This window comes from Promicromonospora sukumoe, from assembly GCF_014137995.1.
In the GTDB taxonomy this organism is placed as follows: Bacteria; Actinomycetota; Actinomycetes; order Actinomycetales; family Cellulomonadaceae; genus Promicromonospora; species Promicromonospora sukumoe.
On record NZ_JACGWV010000001.1, the window covers coordinates 1812395 to 1831765 of the forward strand.

A 19371-nucleotide genomic window follows, 5' to 3' on the forward strand; every position below is an offset into this window, starting at 1 on the left:
GTAGCAATCTGGACCAGATTGCCGGAAAGCAATTTACAGAATGCCCTCCTGCGCGTTGTCGCACGTGGTCGATCGTTATTCCACTGCCGATCGCAGCGTGACGCCGTTTCCTCAACCGGGAAACGCGTATTGCGCGAGGAGGATCCATGAAAACCACCGCTACGAGTCCCGATTCGTTGGTGCGTGCGCTGGGCGTCGTTGCCCAGGTGCTGGCCACGGTAGGCGAGGACCGGATCGAGACGGTGACGCTGAACCGGGGGCGGATCAGCCTTCACCCCCACGACCTGTCAGAGGGCGAGCAGATTGCCAGGGCTCTGGGTTGCTCGCTTCCGATGGACCACCGAATGCTCGTTCCGGGGACCACCGACTGGTCTGGCGACATCGATGGGCATGAGGTCCACATCCGTGCCCAGCTCCGCAGCCTCACGGCGGGACCGGCATGACCGTCACCGACGTGCGTCCGATCCGCCGGATGGTCGCCCTAGACATCGACGGAACGCTCGTGCCTGACTCCGGGATCGATGTCCCGGAACCCACCCGGCGGGCAGTAGCCGACGCCGTCGGGGCCGGCATCGACGTCGTCCTGGCGACAGGACGGTCGTTGAAAGGCGCGCTGCCGGTCGCGATCGCTCTTGGCCTGGACGGCACCAGGGTCGTGGCGTCCAACGGTGCAGTGACCGCCCGAGTGGACTCAACCTGGCCGGGGGGCTACGAGCTCGAGGACAGCCACACCCTGGCCGGCGGCTCGGTGCTCGAACTTGCACGACGCGTTGTTCCGGGGATCAAGACCGGTGCCGAGGACATCGGTTGGGGCTATCACGTCTCGGAACTCTTCGACCCGGGACAGCTCAACGGGCGCCAGTACGTGGTCTCCCAGGAGGTGCTGGAGCGCGTCCAGACACCTCGTCTGGTCCTGGCCGGCCGGGACGCTGTGGAGTATCTGCACGAGCTGGTTGCTTCGCTCGACGTCACGGTGAACATCAACGGCCCGCACTGGTTGGACGTCACACCGCCACGGGTGTCGAAGGCGACTGCGCTCGAAGCCGTGCGGTCGGCGCTAGGTGTTGCTCCACAAGAGACGGTGTTCGTCGGTGACGGACTGAACGATCTGCCTGCCCTGGCGTGGGCAGGCCACGCGGTTGCCATGGGCAACGCGCCCGCGGAAGTACGTCGCGCCGCTGACACCGTCACCGGGTCCCTGGCCCAGAACGGTGCTGCCGCAGTGCTTCGCGACCTCGTCGCCGAGCTAGCCGGAAGCCGGGTGTCTCGACGGTGATGATGGCACCGCCTACCGAGCTGATCGACCAGGTGCGTGCGCTGGCGGTCCAGGCGCCGTCGCGCACCTATTTCTTGGCGCTCCGTGTGCGTCTCGACGCGCTGCGATTCCAGATCGTGGCGTGCGAGGTCTGGGAGGGAGACTCCGACCTGCGCTGGACTCGCCGCACGGATCTCCCCGCCGCTTCAGGTGCGACAAGGCTCGATCTGGAACGAGTGCTCGTCACGGCCGGGTACGTCTACCCGCTGGAGTCCAGCGGGCGGCCCCGGTGGCGCCCCGACTCCGAGCATGGCTCCTTCTGGCTCGATATCACCATGCCCTGGTGAACGGTCCAGGACATCGCGACCGGTCCCATGTGGCCGAACCTCGCACGGCCGTCCGATGCGGAATCGCTCTCTGGACGCCCACAACTCCCGGTCGGTGACGTGCCGGAGAAACCGTCACCGACCGGGTCCATAGCACTACAGGAGAGACCACATGGGCACCCACCACCCGCGCCCTTCCAGCCCGAAACTGACGCCCCTGCTTCTGCTGCCCGGGCGCTGCGCGGCTGACGGCATGACGATCCGGCCGAAGCCGTGATCGCCATGCGAGGCGCCGGCCACCGGCCCAGCGACCACCGCTCCAGCCCAGGCATGTCGTCTTCCACCCCTCAGTCCCTGGCCGACGGGGAGCTGGCTCGCACGCTGGTCGCGGTCGAGATGGCGTTGACCAGTCAGGGTTCGTGGGACGACGTGACGGACCACCTGCTCGCGGCCACCTCGGTAGCGCTGGACACCTCCGTGCGGGCGAACCTGTTCCACGGAGTTCCCGCCTTGGCGTTCGTTGTGGATGCGACCGGTCCGGCAGGTCGCGCGCGGTGGGCGCGTCAGCTCGCCGAGCTGGACGGATCGTTGGTTGCCCTCGTGAACGACCGTCTTGCCGAGGCAGCGGCCCGCTGGCGCGAGCGCACCCCGGTGAGCAGCGGCGAGTTCGACCTCATGACGGGACTCGCTGGCCTCACCACGGTCCTGCTGCGCCGCGCTGTGCACGTTGCTGAGGACCCGGCCGCATCCGGCCCGGAGCAGGCTGAGGTGCTGCATACGACGCTGGTCCGGGCTCTGGCTTATCTGGTGGACCGTGCGCGCAACCGAGTGCTGGAGGGCGCGCCTGTCCCTGGCTGGTGGAGCAGCACCGCGCGGTCGTCCTCACCGACGGCACCAGGTGCCATGGACGGGGTTGGCGGGCATGCGTATCTTGGGTTCGCCCGGGGCGGAGCCGGGATCCTGGCGGTCCTCGCGGCGGCGTCGCGCGCCGGGCACGCGGTGCCGGGCCAGGACGTCGCGATCCGGCAGATCGCGTCCTGGTACGAACGGTGGCGTCAGCAGACAAGCGACGGCGTGGTGTGGTGGCCGACGCGTATCGGCTGGGACGAGCTGGAGAGCGGCAGCACCAGTCAGGAGCCGTCTGCTCCGACCTGGGCGCACGGTACGCCGGGCATCGGCAGGGCGTTGCAGATGGCGGCCATCGCGCTAGGCGACCCGCAGGCTCGGATAGCCGCGGAGGGCGTCATTGCGTCGTGCCTAACTCGGTCCCAGCTCGATGTCCTGACCGAGCCGGACCTGTATGCCGGGACGGGCGGCATGTACTTGACGGTGTTGCGCGCGGCCGAGGACGCGGAAGGCTTCGCGTCTGTTCAGGCACGGACCTCGATGCTGACCCATCGTGTCGGGGCTGCCGCCGATGCGGTGTCCCGCACCAGCAGGGTTCTGCCCGACCCGCAGGACACCGAGTTCCTGCACGGCAGGTTCGGCACGCGACTGGTCTTCCAGGCGCTGCAGAGCCGCGCAGTGCCGGTCTCGGGCGCCGACGCCGTCCTGGGGACAGCGTGGGTCGAGTGACCACCATCATCAACGACCTGACCGACCGCCGACGATCAGTCCGCTGACTGCCTACGGGACACACGGCTTCGCAGAATGCCGGACCTGAGCAGCCAGAATGCCCTCCTGCCCGCCGCAGCCCGAGATGCACAGTTGACCCGGCCCCTGGTGATGGAGCCACCACAAGCACCTCGTAGATCTCGTCGCCCACTGACTTCTCTCTGGAGGCTGTTGTGCCGGTCACCGTCCCACTGCTGACCCCCGACCAGATCGCCCAGCTGCCCGAAGCGGCACGCAGCGTCGTTGACTACCGCAAGTCGGGCCTGTCGCTGAACCACATCCAGGGCTGCCCCCTGGACTGCGCCTACTGCATCCGCCACACCTACGGGGTATGGGAGATGACCCAGCCGCGGGCGTTGATGCCCGACGACGAGGCCGTGCGGCAACTGGTCGCGCACCCCTATTTCCAGGCGCACCACACCCCCGTGCAGGTCTTCAACCGGGCCACCGACCCGTTCCTGCCCCGCGTCAAGGAGCACCTGTTCACGGTCCTGGAGGATCTGGACTCACGCGGCCTGACCAACCACGTCCTGGTCATCACCCGCTACCGCGTCGACCCCGAGGACTGCGACCGCCTCAACCGGCTGACGAACATCCGGGTCACGATCCTGGTGACCTACTCCGGGATCAGCGACAAGCGGATCGAGCCGGTCAACAGCGAGATCGCCGAGCGGTCCTTGAAGACTCTGTATGCGCACGCCGACCGGTACCGCGTGATCCTGTACTGGCGGCCCCTGGTACCCGGTCTGAACGACACGCCCGAGCACATGGCAAAGGCCGTCGAACTGTCCCACCACGCCCACGGCACCGTATTCACCGGACTGTTCTACCGGGACGAGATCGCCGACTACTACAAGGCCAACAACCTGCCCGAACCCTACGAGGGCACCGCGCGCCGCAAGATCGTTCCCGAGACATTGGAACGCCGCGTGCTCGAGGCGTTCGCCGACGGCGGCGGGCCGCTGTTCCGCAAGACCAGCTGCTCGGTCTCATTCGCCCACGAAGTGCCGGACTACAACGGGCACTACGGCATCCGGGAGCTGTGCGACATCTGCCCGGCCAAGCAGCTCGCTCTGTGCGCCAAGCACCACGACAAGCCCACGCACGATGCGGTGCGTGACCTCGCGCGACGGCTGCCCGGCCGAGAGGATGTCGAGATCGTGGAGATCACCGAGCGTGCCGCGATCGTGGCTGGCCTGGACGAACAGCCCCGCTACTTCCTGCAGCACGGCCTCGGGTTCCAGTTCCACGACCAGCGTCACCCCCACAAGCCGCGCCTGCACGGCCGCGCCGACACTGGCTGGCCCACCGACCAGGATGCTGCCGACCAGACGACGTCGAAGGAGCCGGTATGAGCGCAACGACCCGATGGGACGACGTCGACTACGTCGTGGTCGACGTGGAGGGCAACGGCGCCCGGCCACCGGACCTGGTCGAGGTCGCCGCCGTGCCCGTCCGTGGCGGCATTGTCGGGAAGCCGTTGGTGTGGCTGGTGCGGCCCGCGGTCCCGATCACCTGGCAGGCCCGCAAGATCCACGGCATCAGCAACGACGACGTCGCCAGCGCACCAACGATCGACGCCGTGGCAGACGAGATTCTGGTTGCGCTCGGCGACGCGATCCCCGTCGGGCACGCCGTCCACGTCGACTTGGACGTCCTGCACCGGTCGCTGCCCGGCTGGGACCACCCGACCGCACTGGACACCCTGAAGCTCGCCCGTCGTTGCTACGACCTGGAGTCGTACAAACTCACAGCCCTGGTCGAGCACCGGCATCTGGACACCGACCTGCCAGCACGAATGAAGGCCCACCGCGCCGACTACGACGCCCTGGTCACCGCCCGCCTGTTCGCCGACCTCGCCTCTGGCTTCGCACCCGGCGGGGCAACCCTCGGCGACCTCGTCGAAATCGCGAGCTCTGGAAAGCGCGGCAACTCGACGCCGACCACGGATGAGGCTCCGACCCTCTTCGAACTGCCATGACCGCGCCACACCGTGATGGCCTTCTGGTCGCCGTCGACGGTCCCTCTGGCGTCGGCAAGTCCACCCTGTGCAGCAGCCTGAGCGACCGACTCCGCGCCATGGGACTGGCGGTCCACCACACCACACAGCCCTCTACCGGACCGGTCGGGATCCTGGCCCGGCAGCTCACACCGACCACCGCCGGCCACACCTTGGCGTGCCTGTACGCCGCAGACCGGTACCACCAGGCCGTCACCGAGATCGGACCTCGCCTCAGGGAAGGCCAGATCGTCATCACGGACCGCTACACCACCTCCGGGATGACCATGCAGCGCCACGACGGTGTCGAGCCCACCTTCCTGGACGCCCTCAACCTCCCTGTTCTCCCCGCGGACCTCACGATCCTGCTGACCGGGACACCGGACATCGTCCGCCACCGGCTGACCAACCGCGGCGCACACAACCGATACCAAGACCGCCCGGACTCGACCACCAACGAGATCAACTACTTCCACCAGGCCGCCGACCGGCTCGCCACCACCGGCGCCCGGATCGCGCACATCGACACCACCAACCTCGACCCCGAAGCCGTTGCCGACCAGGCCGCCTCGCTCGTGCTCCAGACGGTCCACGGCATGAAGGAGGCATCGTGAGCACCACCGACATCGCCGGAGAGCCGGTGCCCGGAGACCTCGGCGGCACGTTCTCGATCGGCGGGGACCTGCCCGTACGGCGCATCGGGTACGGCACCATGCAACTGACCGGCCCAGGCCACTGGTTCCACCCCGCCGACATGGACATGGCGAAAGCCGTCCTGCGCCGCGCGGTCGACCTCGGCGTCAACCACCTCGACACCGCCGACGCCTACGGACCCGAGACGGCCGAACGCATCATCCGCAAAGCGTTGCACCCCTACCCAGACGACCTCGTCATCGCGACCAAGGGCGGCATGACCCGCCAGGGTCCCGACCAGTGGGCGCCCGTTGGCCGGCCGGAGTACCTGCGTCAGTGCGTCGAGATGAGCCTGCGCCGCCTCGCGGTGGACCGGATCGACCTGTACTACCTGCACCGCATCGATCCGAAGGTCCCGCTCGACGACCAGATCGGCGAGCTCGCGGCGCTCCAGGCGGAAGGCAAGATCCGGCACCTCGGCCTGTCCAAGGTCACGACCACCCAGATCGACGCAGCCCTGAAGACCGCACCGATCGCCGCCGTGCAGAACCGGCTCAACCTAACCGACGGCGACCACGACGTCGTCCGGTATTGCACGCACGAGGGACTCGCGTTCGTGCCCTACGCGCCCCTCGGCGCCGGGAGTTTGGCGACCGACACCCGCGCCGCGATCACCTACCTGCTCGACCTGTCACCAGTCGTCCTACCGATCCCTGGGACCTCCTCGACCGAGCACCTCGAAGTCAACCTCTCACGCACGTAGGTCGGGATCCAGCCGATGTGCTCAGCGGCTCGCACGCAGATCGCGGCCATAGATCGCCCGACCGGTGACGCGCTGGAGAAACCGTCACCGGTCGGGTTCCACGTAATGACGCAAGGAGGCCCGAGATGGGCACGCTAGAACCCAGACCTCTCGTCGCAGGATCCGGCCCGCGACCCGACGTGGGGCCGCACCAACCTGTAGCCGGACGGCGCCCCGTCCCGGACGGCGGGGCTCACCCGCAGGCTAACGCCGGGAACGTCCGGCGCGCGGCGGGCGACGTCCTGGAGCCGATCCTGGCGGTACTGGGACCCGAGCGGATCGCCCGCGCGGCGGTCGCCTGGGCGATCCAGCTCGAGCCACGCTTCTTGTACGGGCGGTTCGGCACGCGGCTGGTGTTCGAGTCCTTGCGTCGGCGCGCGTCTCCGGTCTGCGGTGGCGACGGCGTCCTGGGGATCGGGTGGGCCGAATGAGCGGCACGATCCTCTACCTGCCCACGCCCCGCACAGCCCAGCCGTACACGCAGGGCACGATCGTGGTGCCCAGCCCGACGCCAGCGCCAGCGGACGTGGTCGGCTGGTCCCAGCTCGACCTCGTCTTCACTGCCGGGCCCCAGGCTCGCACGGGCGTGGCGATCGTGCTTGCCGACGTTCTGGACGAGTTGTGCGCACAGGCTAGCGTTCGGTGGTGGTTCCTGAACCAGGACCGGGGCTGGCGCGTCTACCTGCAGGGCTTGCCCGCGGTTGAGGCGGCCGCATGGGTGAACCAGGCGGGTCCAACCGGAAGAGCTGGGCCTTGGTGGGCCGCACCGGCGCCGACCCCGCTCTCGATGCGGCCCGTCGGGAACCTGTCCGGTGTACCGGGGCCCCGGGCTTTGGTGCTAGCGGACTTGCACTGTGCCGACAGCCAGGGCGTCCTGGACTACCTGCGCGAGGACCATCCTCTGCTCGTGCCCCGGCATCTGGCCGGGATCCTGACCGTGGCCCTGTGCCACGCGGCGGGCCTGAGCACTCCGCATACGGCGGACTTCGTCGACCAGCACTGGCTCGACGCGACCCCGCTGGAAAAGGCCGCGAGGGTCCGGGCCCACGGGCTGACCGAGATGCTCGGTGCCTATCTGCTCACGCCCGCGACACGGTTGCTGGACCTGGACCAATACGCGGCAGTGTGGGCCAGTGCCCTCGCCGATGCAGGCGGCCGCCTATGCGCCCTGACCCACCAGGGATTCACTCCCACACCTAGCGCGACGGTTCCCGACGCGCTGCAGCGCGACCTGCGGCACGCCGTGGCAGCGCACTGGAACCGGCTCGGCCTGCACCCGGTCGACCAGCAGGTCCTGGCCGTCGCGATCCGCAACGCGTTGTGGGCCAAGGGCAAACGATGACACCGAACACAGCGACACCAGTCAGCCAGGGCACCCTCGCCGCCGCGAACCTTGACGCACCACAGATCCCCGAGATGACGACCATGACCAGCGCACGCACCCTTGTCACCCACGTGTCGCCTACGACGACCGCGACCCGAGACCAGCACACGGAGCCCACCGCGGGCACGGTGCGAACGGGACGCGTTGGGCGGGGCGAGATCGCCGCGTGCTTCCCGCTGGTGGCCAGGCCGCGTCCGGCCTGCCTGCCATTGCGCACCCGCCTCGACCACGTCGCTACTGCCGCCCGCGCCGCGGCGGCAGCGACGGACCGGCAGGTCACGGTGCGGGAGGCGGGTCGGGCTCTGACGGGTGCCGCACAGATCGCCAGGGACTGCCACCAGCCGGACCTCGCGCGGACCATCAGCGCCCGGCATATCGGCCTGTACACCGACCTGACGCGGCCGTTGACGGCCCAGGAAGCGGCACAAGTAGTGGGCGCGGCCACCGGCCGCGCCCGTGCTCACCTGCGCACCGACCCGGACCAGGGTGTGGCGATGCTGACCCGGATCCTCGGGGCGCTCCATGGCCGGTTGCCCATCCAGTTGGACGGTCTGCCCCTGCCATTCGGCGACATCGACACCTCCCTGGCACAGCACCGCCAGCTCGTTGGTCTGGCACGGACCCAGCTCGTGGTCGGTGGCACGTTCGCCCTTGCCATGGCGGGACGCTGGGCCGATGCTGCCGTCCTGGCCGCGACCTACGCAGGGAACGACGACCGCCTCCTGGAAGGGCGACAGGCTCAGGTCACCTCCCGCCTCCTGAACCGGGACGGGAACGGCGCCCGGGCCTTGATCTCGGCGTCGAGCTCGGGCGTGTCTCCGGACGAGGACTATGACGCCGCGACCTGCCTGACCGCTCTGTGCGCCTCTGCCACGACCCGTCGCCTGGCCACTGACGCCATGGTGGCCCGGTACCGGGCCGGTGCTGTGCCGAGGGAGGGGTACGTGTACTACCGGGCCAGATACGGGGCCGCGGTCGCGATCATCGCCCATGCTCACCGGCACCCCGCCGCCCCTGCCGTCGGCGCCCAGACCACCGCAGAGGCCTTGGCGGCGGCCGACGGGTACGCCGCGCAGGAGGTGCTGCGACATGCGGCGATCACTGCGTCGATCACCGACGGGGACCGGTCAGCATTGGCCGAGGTCGTGAAGAACGCCGGCCTGACCGGGAACGTCCTGAACGGTCGCTTGCCCAAACGGCTCGGTGACATCGTCGACCTGGCTTCCCACGCCGTCAGGCCCGACCTATGACCGGTTCCACGCCCCGCCGGGCATCAGATGGCGGGCTGAGCGACGAGACACCTCCACCAACGGTCGCCGAGCCTCGGCTGGTCGAGGTGGGTATCCGCATGCGGCTCCTGGCCGCGGCCAGCGGGATCTCCGCTGAATGTGTGGTGCAGGTCGCGGCGAGCACTCTCCCTGTGCGCGGCGTCGACAGCAGCTCGATCCACGTCGTCGAAGCACGGCTGAGCATCCCCGAACCAGACGACGCTGCACTCCTCGCCGCCGTCCTTCGGCTGCCCGCGGTACCCCGCAGGGTGGTCACCGACGACTGGCTCTGGCGGGGTTGGCTGGCCGGCGACGCTGCCCACGACACCCTCCTGTCAGTCACACTCTCCGGCGAGTCAGGTGCGGAGAGCAGGCAGAGCCGTGCGCCGGGCGACGTATGACGAACGACCGCTTGCGGGCACGGCGCGAGGCAACGAGCTCACCGTCCAGATCGACGGCGCCTATGTCCCGTCGTGAGCTGGCGGAGGCGGTCAACGAGCACATCCGTGCCACGACCGGGCGGGCCGGGACGCTCAGCCGTGAACAGGTCTGGCGGTGGGAGCGTGGGCTGACGCGATGGCCGGGCAAGGCGTACCGAGAAGCGTTGCGAGCAGTGCTGGGTGTCGAGTCGGACACGGACCTCGGCTTCGTACGGATCCCACGAGCACGCAGTGCTTTCGGCGACCGTGTGAGTGATCCGCCCGAGACGCGTGAGCCTGCCCTCGGCCATGCACAGAACATGCTCGGAGCGGGGCGCGAGCTTACAGTCAGGGCCCTGGTCCGTTCGCAAGGCTTCGTCCTCGTGGTCCGCGAGACGGCCACTGGGCGCATGACATTGCCTGGTGGCCGTGTCGGGGAGGGCAGGTCGGTCCAGGGCTCGCTGCAAGAACACGTGGCACACCAGACCGGGCTGCAGGTCACGGTCACTGGATTTGCGGGCGCTCTACACCACACCGCCCACCCGGGCCCTGTAGGGAACGTGATCACCCTGGTGTTCGAAGCCGAAGGTTCAGACCCAGATCCGACGTCGACCGAGACGTTCGACAGAGCGGAGATCCACCACCCGCAGTGGCTGGCGTTGGAGGACCTGGCGGAGTACGACATGGCACCGGTCGCGCTCCGGGACGCTCTGCTCGAGCGCGCCGACGGCCCGTTCTGGCGGGCCTGGACCCGTTGAGACAGGGGCAGCCGCTTCGCGCGGCTGCCCCTCTGTCGTCCTTCGAACGCTGGCCCTACTTGTTGACGGTGAAGCCCTGTGCCTGACCGTAGGAGACGATGTCGTCCTGCCAGGCAGTCAGGCCGTCGGTCAGGGTGGTGGTGCCGGTGTAGGCCTGGCCGACGGTGTCCGGGTAGATGCTGTTGGCGTGCACCTGGAAAGGGAGGTACTGGAAGCCGGGTAGGACGTGGGTGGCGGAGTCGGCCAGGACCCGGTTGATCTGCTGCCCCCCGAAGTACTCCGGCTCCTGGGCCAGGAACGCCGGATCGGTCAGGTCCCGCATCGTGGCGGGGAACGCGCCGGCGTTCAGGCGGGTGGCGACTCCGTCGCCGATGTTCGCGTACTTCACGAACGCGTAGGCGAGCTCGGCATTCTGGCTGACCTGCGTGACGGCGAGGGAGGACCCACCGAGCTCCGCGGTCTGGTTGGCGCCGTCGGTCCATTGCGGCATGCGGGCCACCCGCCAGTCACCCGACGCCGTGGCAGCTCCGGTGGCAAGGTTGGCGGGCATCCATGCCCCGGTCACCAGTGCAGCGATCGACCCGTCGCTCAGGCCCTGAAACCACTCGTCGGACCAGTCCGAGACATCAGCGACCAGGCCCTGGTCGATGAGCTGCTGCCACATGGTCGCGAACCGGAGCGTGCCCTCATCAGCGAGGTCGACGGTGACGGTGGTGCCGTCGACGGTGAATGGGTGGCCGCCGGCCTGCCAGATCATCGACGTCGTGAAGGTGCTGATGCCGTTGTCCGCGGTGATGTACGTGCCTGGGTCATGGTCTTGGATGGCTTGGGCGGCGTCGGCGAACTCGGCCCACGTGGTCGGCACGGCCACGCCGGCGTCCTCGAAGACGCGCTGGTTGTAGAACAGGGCCATCGGCCCGGAGTCCATCGGCAGGGCGTGCACGGCGTCGGTGCCGCCGGTGACGGCGTCCCAGGTGCCGGGGGAGAACGTGCGCCCGAGGTCGCTTGCGCCGTAGGGCGTGAGGTCGGCGAGGGAGTCGGTGATGGTGAACTGGGGCAGGGCGTGATATTCCACCTGGGCGATGTCGGGGACGCCGGAGCCGGCGCTGATGGCGTTCTGCAGGGCGACGTAGTGGTCGTTGCCCGTGCCGACGTTCGCCAGCTCGACGTCCACGTTCGGGTACTCGGCCTCGAAGTCGGCCACGACCTGCTTCAAGGTGGGCTCCCAGGCCCAGATCAGGAGCTCACCACCCTCCGTCAGCACGTCATCCTGGTCACTGCTGCCCGTCGATGTGGCGACCTCGCCAGCGCTGTCGAGGCTGGTGGTGCACGCCGCCAGGGTCAGGAGTCCGGCGACGGCGGCCGTCGCGACGGCCGCTCGTTGACAGGGGCGGTGGCGTCGGTGAATGTCCGGGTTGGGGCGGGGCATGGAGCAGTTCCTCTCAGGAGACGGGTGGGGTGCGTAGGAGCGGTCGGGACCACCTGTGATGGAGCGCGCCGGTGGCGGCCTGTCGGGTCTTGGCGGTGTCGCCCGGGCGCGTCAGGCGCCGACGAGGTCCCACTCGGCGGAGGCGGCCTGGTGGGCGGGGATGGTCAGGTGGCCCGGTTCGTAGGTGACCGGGAGCGTGGCTGCGGAGCGGGCCCAGAGGCCGGGCACGAACGGCAGGTCGGTGACCGGGAGCTCGAGCTTGAGGGCGTGCAGGCCTCGCATGGCTTCCTCGACGGCGGTCTTGGTGATGATGCGTGAGACGCGCGAGGCGGGGCAGTGGTGCACGCCGGCGCCGAAGGCGAGGGTGGCGCGACTGGTGGCGCCCCAGATCGGGTCCGTGCCCTCGTGCATGGTCTTGGTGGCGTGCGCGACCGCGCACACAATCGCTTCACCCTGGTGCAGGACGCGGCCGCCGAGCTCGGTGTCGCCGGTGATGAACCGGGCGGGGGTGTGCCAGGTGGGGGACTGGTGGACCAGGACGTGGTCCAGGGCCTCGTCGATACCGAGGCGGCCGTGGCGGGTACGGGTACCGAAGTCGCGGTCGGACAGCAGGTGCAGAAGCACCATGGTCGTCCAGGCCACGGACATCTCGTGCCCGGCCGACTGGATCATCTGCGCGGTGTCCAGCAGCTCGACGTCGTCCAGGGCCCGTGGGTGGTGCACGATCGCGGAGAGCAGATCGTCGCCCGGGTCCTGGCGGCGAATGGCGATGAGTTCGGTCAGCATCGCGTTCAACCCGACGAACGCGGGCACGGCCGCCGCCGTGTTGCTGAAGATGTCGGTCGCGTACTGCCGCATCCGGTCGGCCAACTGGGCCGGCAGCCCGTACATCGCCGCCACAGCTAGCGACGGCACTGCCGCGGTGTACGAGGCGACCAGGTCCGCCGCACCCAGGGGCGCGATCTGGGCGAGCAGTCTCCGGCACTCGGTTCGTACTGCTCGGACGAGCTTGGTCTCGTCGATGCTCGCGAATCCGTCGTCCACGACGTTCCGTAACCGCACGCGTCGTTCGCCCTCGGTGTAGAACGCGTTCTGACGTGGGCTGAAGAACGCGTGCAGCCCGGTGTGTTCCCTCACTCGTCCGTCGTGGAACGCGGCCCAGTGCTCGACGTCGCGGCTGAAGGTGGACCAGCCCGTCAGGACTCGTTTGATGTCCTCGTAGTCGAGCACGAGCCAGGCCAGCACCCCGTCGGACAGCTCGACCGGTACCACCGGGCCCCACTGCGCCCGCCACGTGCGATACACGGCGGCCGGGTCAGGGGCCATGGTCGCCGCGGCCAGCAGCGGCAGCCCCGGAACAGGGTCGGCGGACAGGTCGTCCAGACGGACATCAGAAGTGCCGTACAACGCAGGATCTCCTCGAGCAATGGGTGGTTTCAGGGCGCACGAAGCCCAGGCGGGACGTAAGCGGGGTGGCAGCGCCGGGCCATCGGTGGGCGGACGCTCGTCAAACTGTCGGCCGGGGCCGCCGTCTGTGGCGGCCCCGGCACTGGGCTGCCAGGCCCCGGTGGTCAGGCTCTGGTGGTGCTCAGGTGGACCGGGAGGCGGGCGTGCCCGTTGGTGATGAACCCAGGGTTGGCCGGGATCGTCGCGACGTCCTCGGCCAGACTCAGATCGGGGTACCGGTCGAACAGCGCGGGCAGCGCGGTCTTGGCTTCCAGGATGGCCAGGGGTGCGCCGAGGCAGTAGTGGGTGCCGTGCCCGAACCCGAGATGCTCCCGGGAGGCGCGGGTCGGGTCGAATACCTCGGGCCGGTCGAACTTGGCCGGGTCACGCCCGGCGCCGGCGTAGTTCACCAGGATCGCGTCACCGGCGTGGATCTGGGCGCCGCCGAGCTCGAAGTCCTTCACCGCGAAGCGCAGCGGGAGGTTGGCGGCGATGCCGGCCCAACGCAGGGTCTCGTCGATCACGGCATCCCAGGAGATCTCCCCGGCCAGCACTGCAGCCCGGTGCTCGGGGTGGGTTGACAGCGCGAACACGGCCTGGTCGATCAGGTTGCCGGTGGTCTCGTACCCGGCCACGATCGTCAGCCGCACCGTCTCCAGCAGCACCTCGCGGGTGTAGGCGTCCTTCGTGCCCAGGGTCTTGACCATGTCGCTGGTCAGGTCCACACCGGGGTCGGCGATCTTGCGGTCGACCATCGTCTCGATCGCGCCCAATAAGGCGAAGAACCGGGCCTGGGCGTCCTCAGGCGTGACCGAGGTGTCGAACAGTGCGTCCGCGCCGGAGCGGAACATGCCGGCCAGATCGTCCGGGACACCGAGCAGGGCGCCGATGGCCTCGATCGGCACCGGGAGGCAGAACTCGGCCCGAAGATCCACGACCTGCGCCGCCTGCGCTGCGGGTGCCAGGGTGTTCAGACGGTCGGCGACGATCTGCTCGATGACCGGGGCCAGACGCTTGATCCGGCGTGGCGTGAACGCGGGAGCGGCCCAGGACCGCAGGTCCCGGTGCCGCGGCGGGTCGGCGGTGAACATGCCGGCCTTGATCGCCCACATCAGCAGCGGCCAGTCCGCCGGGACGAGCCCGGCGATGAAGTCGGCCCAGTACGCGATGTCCTTGGACACCCACGGGGCCCGGTTGCGGACCTTCAGCAGCTCGACGGCCTCGGCGTATCCGAGGACCACCCAGGCGGGTAGCCCGCCGGGCATCTCGACCCGGACTACCGGGCCGTCGGCGCGCAGCCTGTCGATCTCGCCATACACATCTTGCCCGGTCGGGTCCAGAACGTGCCGCGCAGGCGCCTCAGAAGTCATAGACGTAACCGCACCACCCGACAACTGCCACTGACAAGATAAAACCGTTGCATTTTAAGAAAAGCAACGTTGCATTTTCGGAAAATGCAACGCTGGCGCGCCCTTTCGTGCGTTCGTGGAAGTAGAGTCGTCCGCGGTGGATTGCGTGGTGAATTCATGCAATGGCATCCGGTGAGAAATCGAACAACTCGACGATCACTTGATTCGACCGTCCGCTCCAGCGCTTGACCACTCCCGCACGGCGGGTCGGCACATCCTTGGAGGACTCTGCGTGGCTCGTGAGCAGGACTCGACCGCCGCTGACTACGCCGTTGTGGACATCGAGGGCAACGGGGGCCGCGTGCTGCCAGACGGGGGCATCGAGGTCGGTTCCGTCGGCAAGGGCCCTGTCGCCGATGCGCTGACTCGACGGATGGCTGACTCGATGCACCGCTTCCACACCCGCCACCGGGGGCGGTGACGTCGGGTTCCACTGGTGGCCTGACCAGGCCCCGGACTACCTGGCTGCGACCGCCACCCACCCGGGTGTGAGCCTCTTGGCCCGACCGCACGGGACGCTCAGCGTGTCCTGGCCGGCGCCAGCGTCACCGCGTGGCGCCCAGGCGGAGTCTCGCGACCGGCTCGTGGCCTCCCGTCGTGGGCGACCGCTGACCGTGCAGCCCATGGGAGATGCCAGATGATGTACCCGGCAGCGAACGGATCCGCGGCGCTCTCGGAGACGGGCCGTCCACCGGTGCGGTTGCACGATCCGGTCGATGTCCCGCTGCTGGCCGACGTGCTCTCGGTCCGAGACCCGGTCGCGGCCTGGTCCTGGCTGCGTCAGCAGTGGGGAGCGGTCGCGCCGGTCGGGTTGGGGTCTGGGGCGCGGGCCTGGTTGGTGACCAGTTACCCGACGATCGCTGCCCTGGCTCGGGACTCCAGCATGGTCACGACCGAGACCACCGTCTGGAACGGTGACGCGGGCGGGCTGCCGGCGTATCTCCGGGCGGCGTTCCGGGCCGGGGTTTGGCAGCGGGTCGAGACGAGCACTGGTACGGAGCACGCGCGCCTGCGCGCCCCGCTGGACGATGTCATGGCCGCGATCGATGCGGCTGAGATCGGCCGGGCCGTGCGGGCGGTGTGCGGGGAGATGGTCTCCCGGCTGGTGGACCTGTCCCGATCCGACCCGGGCCGTGAGGTCGACCTGATGCGCGAGTACGTCGAGCCCGTAGCACGGCTCGGGTTCGGCACGCTCCTGGGTGTGGCCCCAGTCACGGCCCGGCAGCTGTTCGAGCTCGCAAGCGACACCGTAACCAACCAGGACCCCGCGGGGCTCGACGATGCGGTGCTGGACGATGCGGGGTTGGGGGAGCTGAGCTTCCCGATCGCTGGGCAGGCCATGCGGGACGCGAGCGGCGGTATGACACCGGCGGGCCTGCTCGCGGCCCACCACGGCTACCGCGGCATCCGCGAGGCCGTGCTGGGCACGCTGTCCCTGGTCTCCGGCGCGTCCGCAGGTCTGCAGGCATGGCTGGGGCAGGCACTGCTGCGTGCCCTGACTAACCAGGCGTTCGCCCGGCGGCTGGCCGGCGGACGTCTGGGGACCGACGACGCGCTCGAGGCGGTCTTGTGGGACGCCTCCCCGGTCAGCATGCTGGCCCCACGGTTCGCGCTCCAGGGCGGCCACCTGGTGGGCAAGGCGATCTGGATCGAGCCGGGCGACGCGTTCCTTCTAGCGGTCGGGGCCGCTGCCTGCGACCCGCACGTGCGCGGCACGAGCGCCTGGGACGGGCTCGGCAACCGTGCCCATCTGGCCTGGGGCGCGGGCTCGCACCGGTGCCCCGCATCAGGGCAAGCCCGGCTGATCGTCCGCACCGCGGTCGAGACGGTGCTGCGCCACGTCGAACCCTCCCTGACCATCGACGCCAACCAGATCACCTGGGCGCTCGACCTACGGTTCCGCCGCCCGACCACCCTGCCGGCCACCCTCGGCATCACCAGAGGACCGTGATCACCGAGTTGTGATCACAGGGCAGCGACCGCACGGCATCGCGGGCCAGGGTCCGTGGGAGGGGTGAATGTGCTCCGCATGGCGCATCGTCTCTTGACCGCCACTGGCTGCCCCGATAGTCCGTTATGCGGCGATGGTGAGGTGTGAACGGTGCGAGTCGTGACCGGCAACAGATCCAGCTACTACCGAGGAGAGTCGTGAGCCGTACCCCACGCAGCACCCGAGTCCTGAACACTGCACTTGCCCCGTTCGTCACGGGCTACCGGAACCCGGCCGGGTCCTGGGCGAAGGCGGTCGCGCAGGTCGAGAAGCAGGCAGGTGCCCAGGACCGCCCGTTCGCCGACGACCTCGGCAGGATCATCGAGGGAGCGGCCGAGATCCCGGGGCTGTCGCCGCTGGGCTGGTTCCTCATCAGCAACGAGGTCAAGGGGAAGTATGCCAACAGGCTGCGGGTCAACCGTGTGCTGGCCGAGCACCCGCAGGTCGCCGAGGAGCAGATCACCGCGCCGGTGTTCGTGTGCGGGCTGCCGCGCACCGCGACAACGCTGGCCCACCGGGTCCTCGCGGAGTCACCCGACCACCGCGGTCCGCTGACCTGGGAGCTGCAGCACACGATGCTGCACGACCCGCACACGGAGCGGAAGGTGATCAAGCAACTGCAGCAGGGTCTGTCCCTGATGGAGCTGTTCGCTCCCGGCCTGCAGGAGAAGCACCCGATGTACATCGACCGACCGGAGGAGTCGGTGCTCTTCTTCGCGCACGGGGTGCACTGGCTGCTCCAGCGCGGGCCGATGCCGTCCTACAGTGCGTGGCTCGCCGACTACGACGTGCTGGCGGAGTACAAGTACCTCAAGCTGGGGCTGCAGGTCCTCCAGCACGGGCGCGAGCCCAGGCGGTGGGTGCTGAAGTACCCGGGGCACCTGAGCGACATGGACACGATCCGGCACGTGTTCCCGGACGCCACGTTCGTGTGGACCCACCGTGACCCGGTCACGGTCATCGGCTCGTGCGCGAGTCTCTTGGAGACCCTGCAGGGCATGGTCCAGCATGAGGTAGATCCCGAAGTGGTCGGACGAACCGTGTTGGATCACGTGGTCACCCAGGTCAACAACGGCCTTCAGACGCGGATGAGCATGCCGCCGTCCTCGATCGTGGACGTGCCCTACCACAAGCTGTCCGCCGACCCGTTCACGGAGGTTCCCCGGCTGTACGCGGCGATCGGGGCGAGGTGGACCGCTCGCGACCAGGAGCACCTGGCCGAGGTGATCGCCAAGCCGAAGGGCGCCCCGTCCCACCGGTACGACCTCTCCCGCTACGTCGACCGCGCCGAGGCCGAAGCTGCCTTCGCGCCGTACAACCGCATGCTGGACCGCCTCGACCTCCGCGACGCCACCCCGGCCATCGAACTCTGACAGACCCCATCGACCGGGACAGGGTCGTAGGGTCGACAAAGTCATCTTTTTGGTACTGGTGCGAGTGCTGCTTGAAGTGGCACCCGATGGCGTGCACCATCGCACCAAGGCGCCGAAGAGGCTCTATAGCCGCGAAGCGTATTCAAGACATCAGGGCGGGACATTGGTATGGCACTGAACGGACCGCTCGAGCGGCCGTATTCCGGCTGGAGGTACTGAATGTCACGCAGCGCACTGCCACGCCGTCCTGCGGCGAGATCGGCACCGGAGCTGGCGCTCGACGACGTCGTGTTCGTACGAGATGGCGTCCTGCTGAGCATCCGGTGGCTAAGGGCGACCCCGCCGTCGGTCGGGCTGCGCATGCCTTAACGAGAACTCTCCGCTATAGGAGACGGTCCGGAATTTGTCATGATGCTCCGTTGCGAGAAGTTACGTCACCATGTCTGGGCGCCGGCTCGGACGAGCATCTCGTTGACCGCGACCCGGCGGTCGCGGGTGACGATGTAGGCGATCGCGTCAGCGATGTCCTCGGGGTGCAGCTTCTCCAGCCCTTCGGTCTGGCGTGCGATGGCTTCCTGGAGCTCCGCGCGTACGTGGGTCCCGAGCTCCGTGTCCACGGTGCCGGGCTCGACGACGCTCACGCGGACGCGCTGCGGCAGCAGCTCCTTGCGCAGGGCCTCGGTGAACGCGACGACACCGAACTTGGTCAGGCTGTAGACGGCGTTCCCGGCGTTGGCCACGCGTCCGGCGGTGGAGCTGATGTTGACGATGTCCGCTACCTGGCGCGGGGTGTCCTCCGCGGCGCGCACCAGGTGGGGTTGCGCGGCCTGGGTGATGCGGAGCAGCCCCTGGACGTTGATCGCGAGCATGCGGTCCCATTCGTCGGCCGGGGCCTGAGCGAACGGTCCGATCAGCATGAGGCCGGCGTTGTTGACCAACGTGTCCAGCCGGCCCAACGCCTCCACCGTGCGCTCCACGGCGCCCTGGGCCGCGGTCCCGTCGGTGATGTCCGCCTCGATCTCCAGTGCGGTTCCGCCGTCGGACCGGATCGACTCCGCGACCTCCTCCAGGCGGTCCCTGCGCCGGGCTACCAGGGCGACTGCAGCGCCCTGGCGGGCGAGGGCGCGTGCCGTCGCCTCTCCGATGCCGCTGCTCGCGCCGGTCACCAGTGCCACCGTGCCGTCCAGCTTGCCGTTCATGACTGCTCCTTCGTGGGCGACGGGAGTGACGGTCGCCTGGCGTCGTGTCTGCCTGCTGCCTGCTTGC

General features: G+C 69.0%; 19 protein-coding genes. 14 read left to right on the forward strand and 5 right to left on the reverse strand.

Annotated elements, in window-relative coordinates; genetic code table 11:
- The first annotated feature begins 146 nt into the window (after positions 1–146).
- From FHX71_RS07970 to FHX71_RS29155, 12 genes are all read left to right on the forward strand, one after another.
- Positions 147–443, forward strand: coding sequence for a hypothetical protein (locus FHX71_RS07970; RefSeq protein WP_182615190.1), 297 nt, complete (start codon positions 147–149; stop codon positions 441–443).
- Entirely contained in the window at positions 440–1276 is an 837-nt protein-coding gene (locus FHX71_RS07975; RefSeq protein ID WP_182615191.1) for an HAD family hydrolase, read from the forward strand. Before FHX71_RS07970 ends, FHX71_RS07975 begins: the two co-directional genes overlap by 4 nt.
- On the forward strand, positions 1276–1602 hold the full coding sequence (locus FHX71_RS07980) for a hypothetical protein (protein ID WP_182615192.1): 327 nt from the start codon (positions 1276–1278) through the stop codon (positions 1600–1602). Before FHX71_RS07975 ends, FHX71_RS07980 begins: the two co-directional genes overlap by 1 nt.
- A 309-nt stretch (positions 1603–1911) precedes the next feature.
- The gene (locus FHX71_RS07985; RefSeq protein ID WP_182615193.1) at positions 1912–3156 is read left to right on the forward strand and encodes a lanthionine synthetase LanC family protein; all 1245 of its coding nucleotides are present in this window, start codon (positions 1912–1914) and stop codon (positions 3154–3156) included.
- Between the two features lie 212 nt (positions 3157–3368).
- A complete protein-coding gene (locus tag FHX71_RS07990; protein ID WP_220489560.1) occupies positions 3369–4550 on the forward strand; it encodes a radical SAM family protein in 1182 nt (393 codons plus the stop codon).
- 35 nt (positions 4551–4585) lie between these two features.
- The gene (locus FHX71_RS07995; protein ID WP_182615194.1) at positions 4586–5176 is read left to right on the forward strand and encodes a 3'-5' exonuclease; all 591 of its coding nucleotides are present in this window, start codon (positions 4586–4588) and stop codon (positions 5174–5176) included.
- Positions 5173–5808, forward strand: coding sequence for a dTMP kinase (tmk, locus tag FHX71_RS08000; protein WP_182615195.1), 636 nt, complete (start codon positions 5173–5175; stop codon positions 5806–5808). Before FHX71_RS07995 ends, tmk begins: the two co-directional genes overlap by 4 nt.
- Positions 5805–6590, forward strand: a complete 786-nt coding sequence (locus FHX71_RS08005; protein ID WP_182615196.1) for an aldo/keto reductase — start codon at positions 5805–5807, stop codon at positions 6588–6590. Before tmk ends, FHX71_RS08005 begins: the two co-directional genes overlap by 4 nt.
- Before the next feature lie 466 nt (positions 6591–7056).
- A complete protein-coding gene (locus tag FHX71_RS08010; protein ID WP_182615197.1) occupies positions 7057–7971 on the forward strand; it encodes a lantibiotic dehydratase C-terminal domain-containing protein in 915 nt (304 codons plus the stop codon).
- 83 nt (positions 7972–8054) lie between these two features.
- Positions 8055–9263, forward strand: coding sequence for a hypothetical protein (locus tag FHX71_RS08015; protein ID WP_182615198.1), 1209 nt, complete (start codon positions 8055–8057; stop codon positions 9261–9263).
- Positions 9264–9361: 98 nt separating this feature from the next.
- A complete protein-coding gene (locus FHX71_RS08020; protein ID WP_182615199.1) occupies positions 9362–9682 on the forward strand; it encodes a hypothetical protein in 321 nt (106 codons plus the stop codon).
- 338 nt (positions 9683–10020) lie between these two features.
- Complete coding sequence (locus FHX71_RS29155) at positions 10021–10458, forward strand: NUDIX domain-containing protein (protein ID WP_281383784.1); 438 nt, start codon at positions 10021–10023, stop codon at positions 10456–10458.
- A 55-nt stretch (positions 10459–10513) separates the two neighbouring features.
- Here the strand turns inward: FHX71_RS29155 and FHX71_RS08030 are convergent, their stop codons facing one another.
- The 4 genes from FHX71_RS08030 to FHX71_RS08045 all read right to left on the reverse strand — a co-directional run bounded on the left by FHX71_RS08030 (position 10514) and on the right by FHX71_RS08045 (position 15142).
- Complete coding sequence (locus FHX71_RS08030) at positions 10514–11887, reverse strand: ABC transporter substrate-binding protein (RefSeq protein ID WP_182615201.1); 1374 nt, start codon at positions 11885–11887, stop codon at positions 10514–10516.
- Positions 11888–11998: 111 nt separating this feature from the next.
- On the reverse strand, positions 11999–13294 hold the full coding sequence (locus FHX71_RS08035; RefSeq protein WP_182615202.1) for a cytochrome P450 family protein: 1296 nt from the start codon (positions 13292–13294) through the stop codon (positions 11999–12001).
- A gap of 164 nt (positions 13295–13458) precedes the next feature.
- Positions 13459–14652 (reverse strand): cytochrome P450 family protein, encoded by a 1194-nt coding sequence (locus FHX71_RS29975; protein ID WP_182615203.1) that lies wholly within the window; start codon positions 14650–14652, stop codon positions 13459–13461.
- Between the two features lie 205 nt (positions 14653–14857).
- The gene (locus FHX71_RS08045) at positions 14858–15142 is read right to left on the reverse strand and encodes a hypothetical protein (RefSeq protein ID WP_182615204.1); all 285 of its coding nucleotides are present in this window, start codon (positions 15140–15142) and stop codon (positions 14858–14860) included.
- Positions 15143–15625: 483 nt separating this feature from the next.
- Here FHX71_RS08045 and FHX71_RS08050 point away from each other — a divergent pair, with 483 nt between their 5' ends.
- Positions 15626–16693 (forward strand): cytochrome P450 family protein, encoded by a 1068-nt coding sequence (locus tag FHX71_RS08050; RefSeq protein ID WP_182615205.1) that lies wholly within the window; start codon positions 15626–15628, stop codon positions 16691–16693.
- Positions 16694–16890: 197 nt separating this feature from the next.
- A complete protein-coding gene (locus tag FHX71_RS08055) occupies positions 16891–18105 on the forward strand; it encodes a sulfotransferase family protein (protein ID WP_182615206.1) in 1215 nt (404 codons plus the stop codon).
- Between the two features lie 434 nt (positions 18106–18539).
- Here the strand turns inward: FHX71_RS08055 and FHX71_RS08060 are convergent, their stop codons facing one another.
- Positions 18540–19304, reverse strand: coding sequence for an SDR family NAD(P)-dependent oxidoreductase (locus FHX71_RS08060; protein WP_182615207.1), 765 nt, complete (start codon positions 19302–19304; stop codon positions 18540–18542).
- Positions 19305–19371 lie beyond the last annotated feature (67 nt).

Coding starts and splice junctions, on each gene's coding strand:
- FHX71_RS08020 (WP_182615199.1), top strand. CDS start 9,362: ATGCGGCTCCTGGCCGCGGCCAGCGGGATCTCCGCTGAATGTGTGGTG.
- FHX71_RS29155 (WP_281383784.1), top strand. CDS start 10,021: ATGCTCGGAGCGGGGCGCGAGCTTACAGTCAGGGCCCTGGTCCGTTCG.
- tmk (WP_182615195.1), top strand. CDS start 5,173: ATGACCGCGCCACACCGTGATGGCCTTCTGGTCGCCGTCGACGGTCCC.
- FHX71_RS07975 (WP_182615191.1), top strand. CDS start 440: ATGACCGTCACCGACGTGCGTCCGATCCGCCGGATGGTCGCCCTAGAC.
- FHX71_RS08015 (WP_182615198.1), top strand. CDS start 8,055: ATGACCAGCGCACGCACCCTTGTCACCCACGTGTCGCCTACGACGACC.
- FHX71_RS08060 (WP_182615207.1), bottom strand. CDS start 19,304: ATGAACGGCAAGCTGGACGGCACGGTGGCACTGGTGACCGGCGCGAGC.
- FHX71_RS07985 (WP_182615193.1), top strand. CDS start 1,912: ATGTCGTCTTCCACCCCTCAGTCCCTGGCCGACGGGGAGCTGGCTCGC.
- FHX71_RS08050 (WP_182615205.1), top strand. CDS start 15,626: ATGGTCACGACCGAGACCACCGTCTGGAACGGTGACGCGGGCGGGCTG.
- FHX71_RS07970 (WP_182615190.1), top strand. CDS start 147: ATGAAAACCACCGCTACGAGTCCCGATTCGTTGGTGCGTGCGCTGGGC.
- FHX71_RS07980 (WP_182615192.1), top strand. CDS start 1,276: ATGATGGCACCGCCTACCGAGCTGATCGACCAGGTGCGTGCGCTGGCG.
- FHX71_RS08030 (WP_182615201.1), bottom strand. CDS start 11,887: ATGCCCCGCCCCAACCCGGACATTCACCGACGCCACCGCCCCTGTCAA.
- FHX71_RS08010 (WP_182615197.1), top strand. CDS start 7,057: ATGAGCGGCACGATCCTCTACCTGCCCACGCCCCGCACAGCCCAGCCG.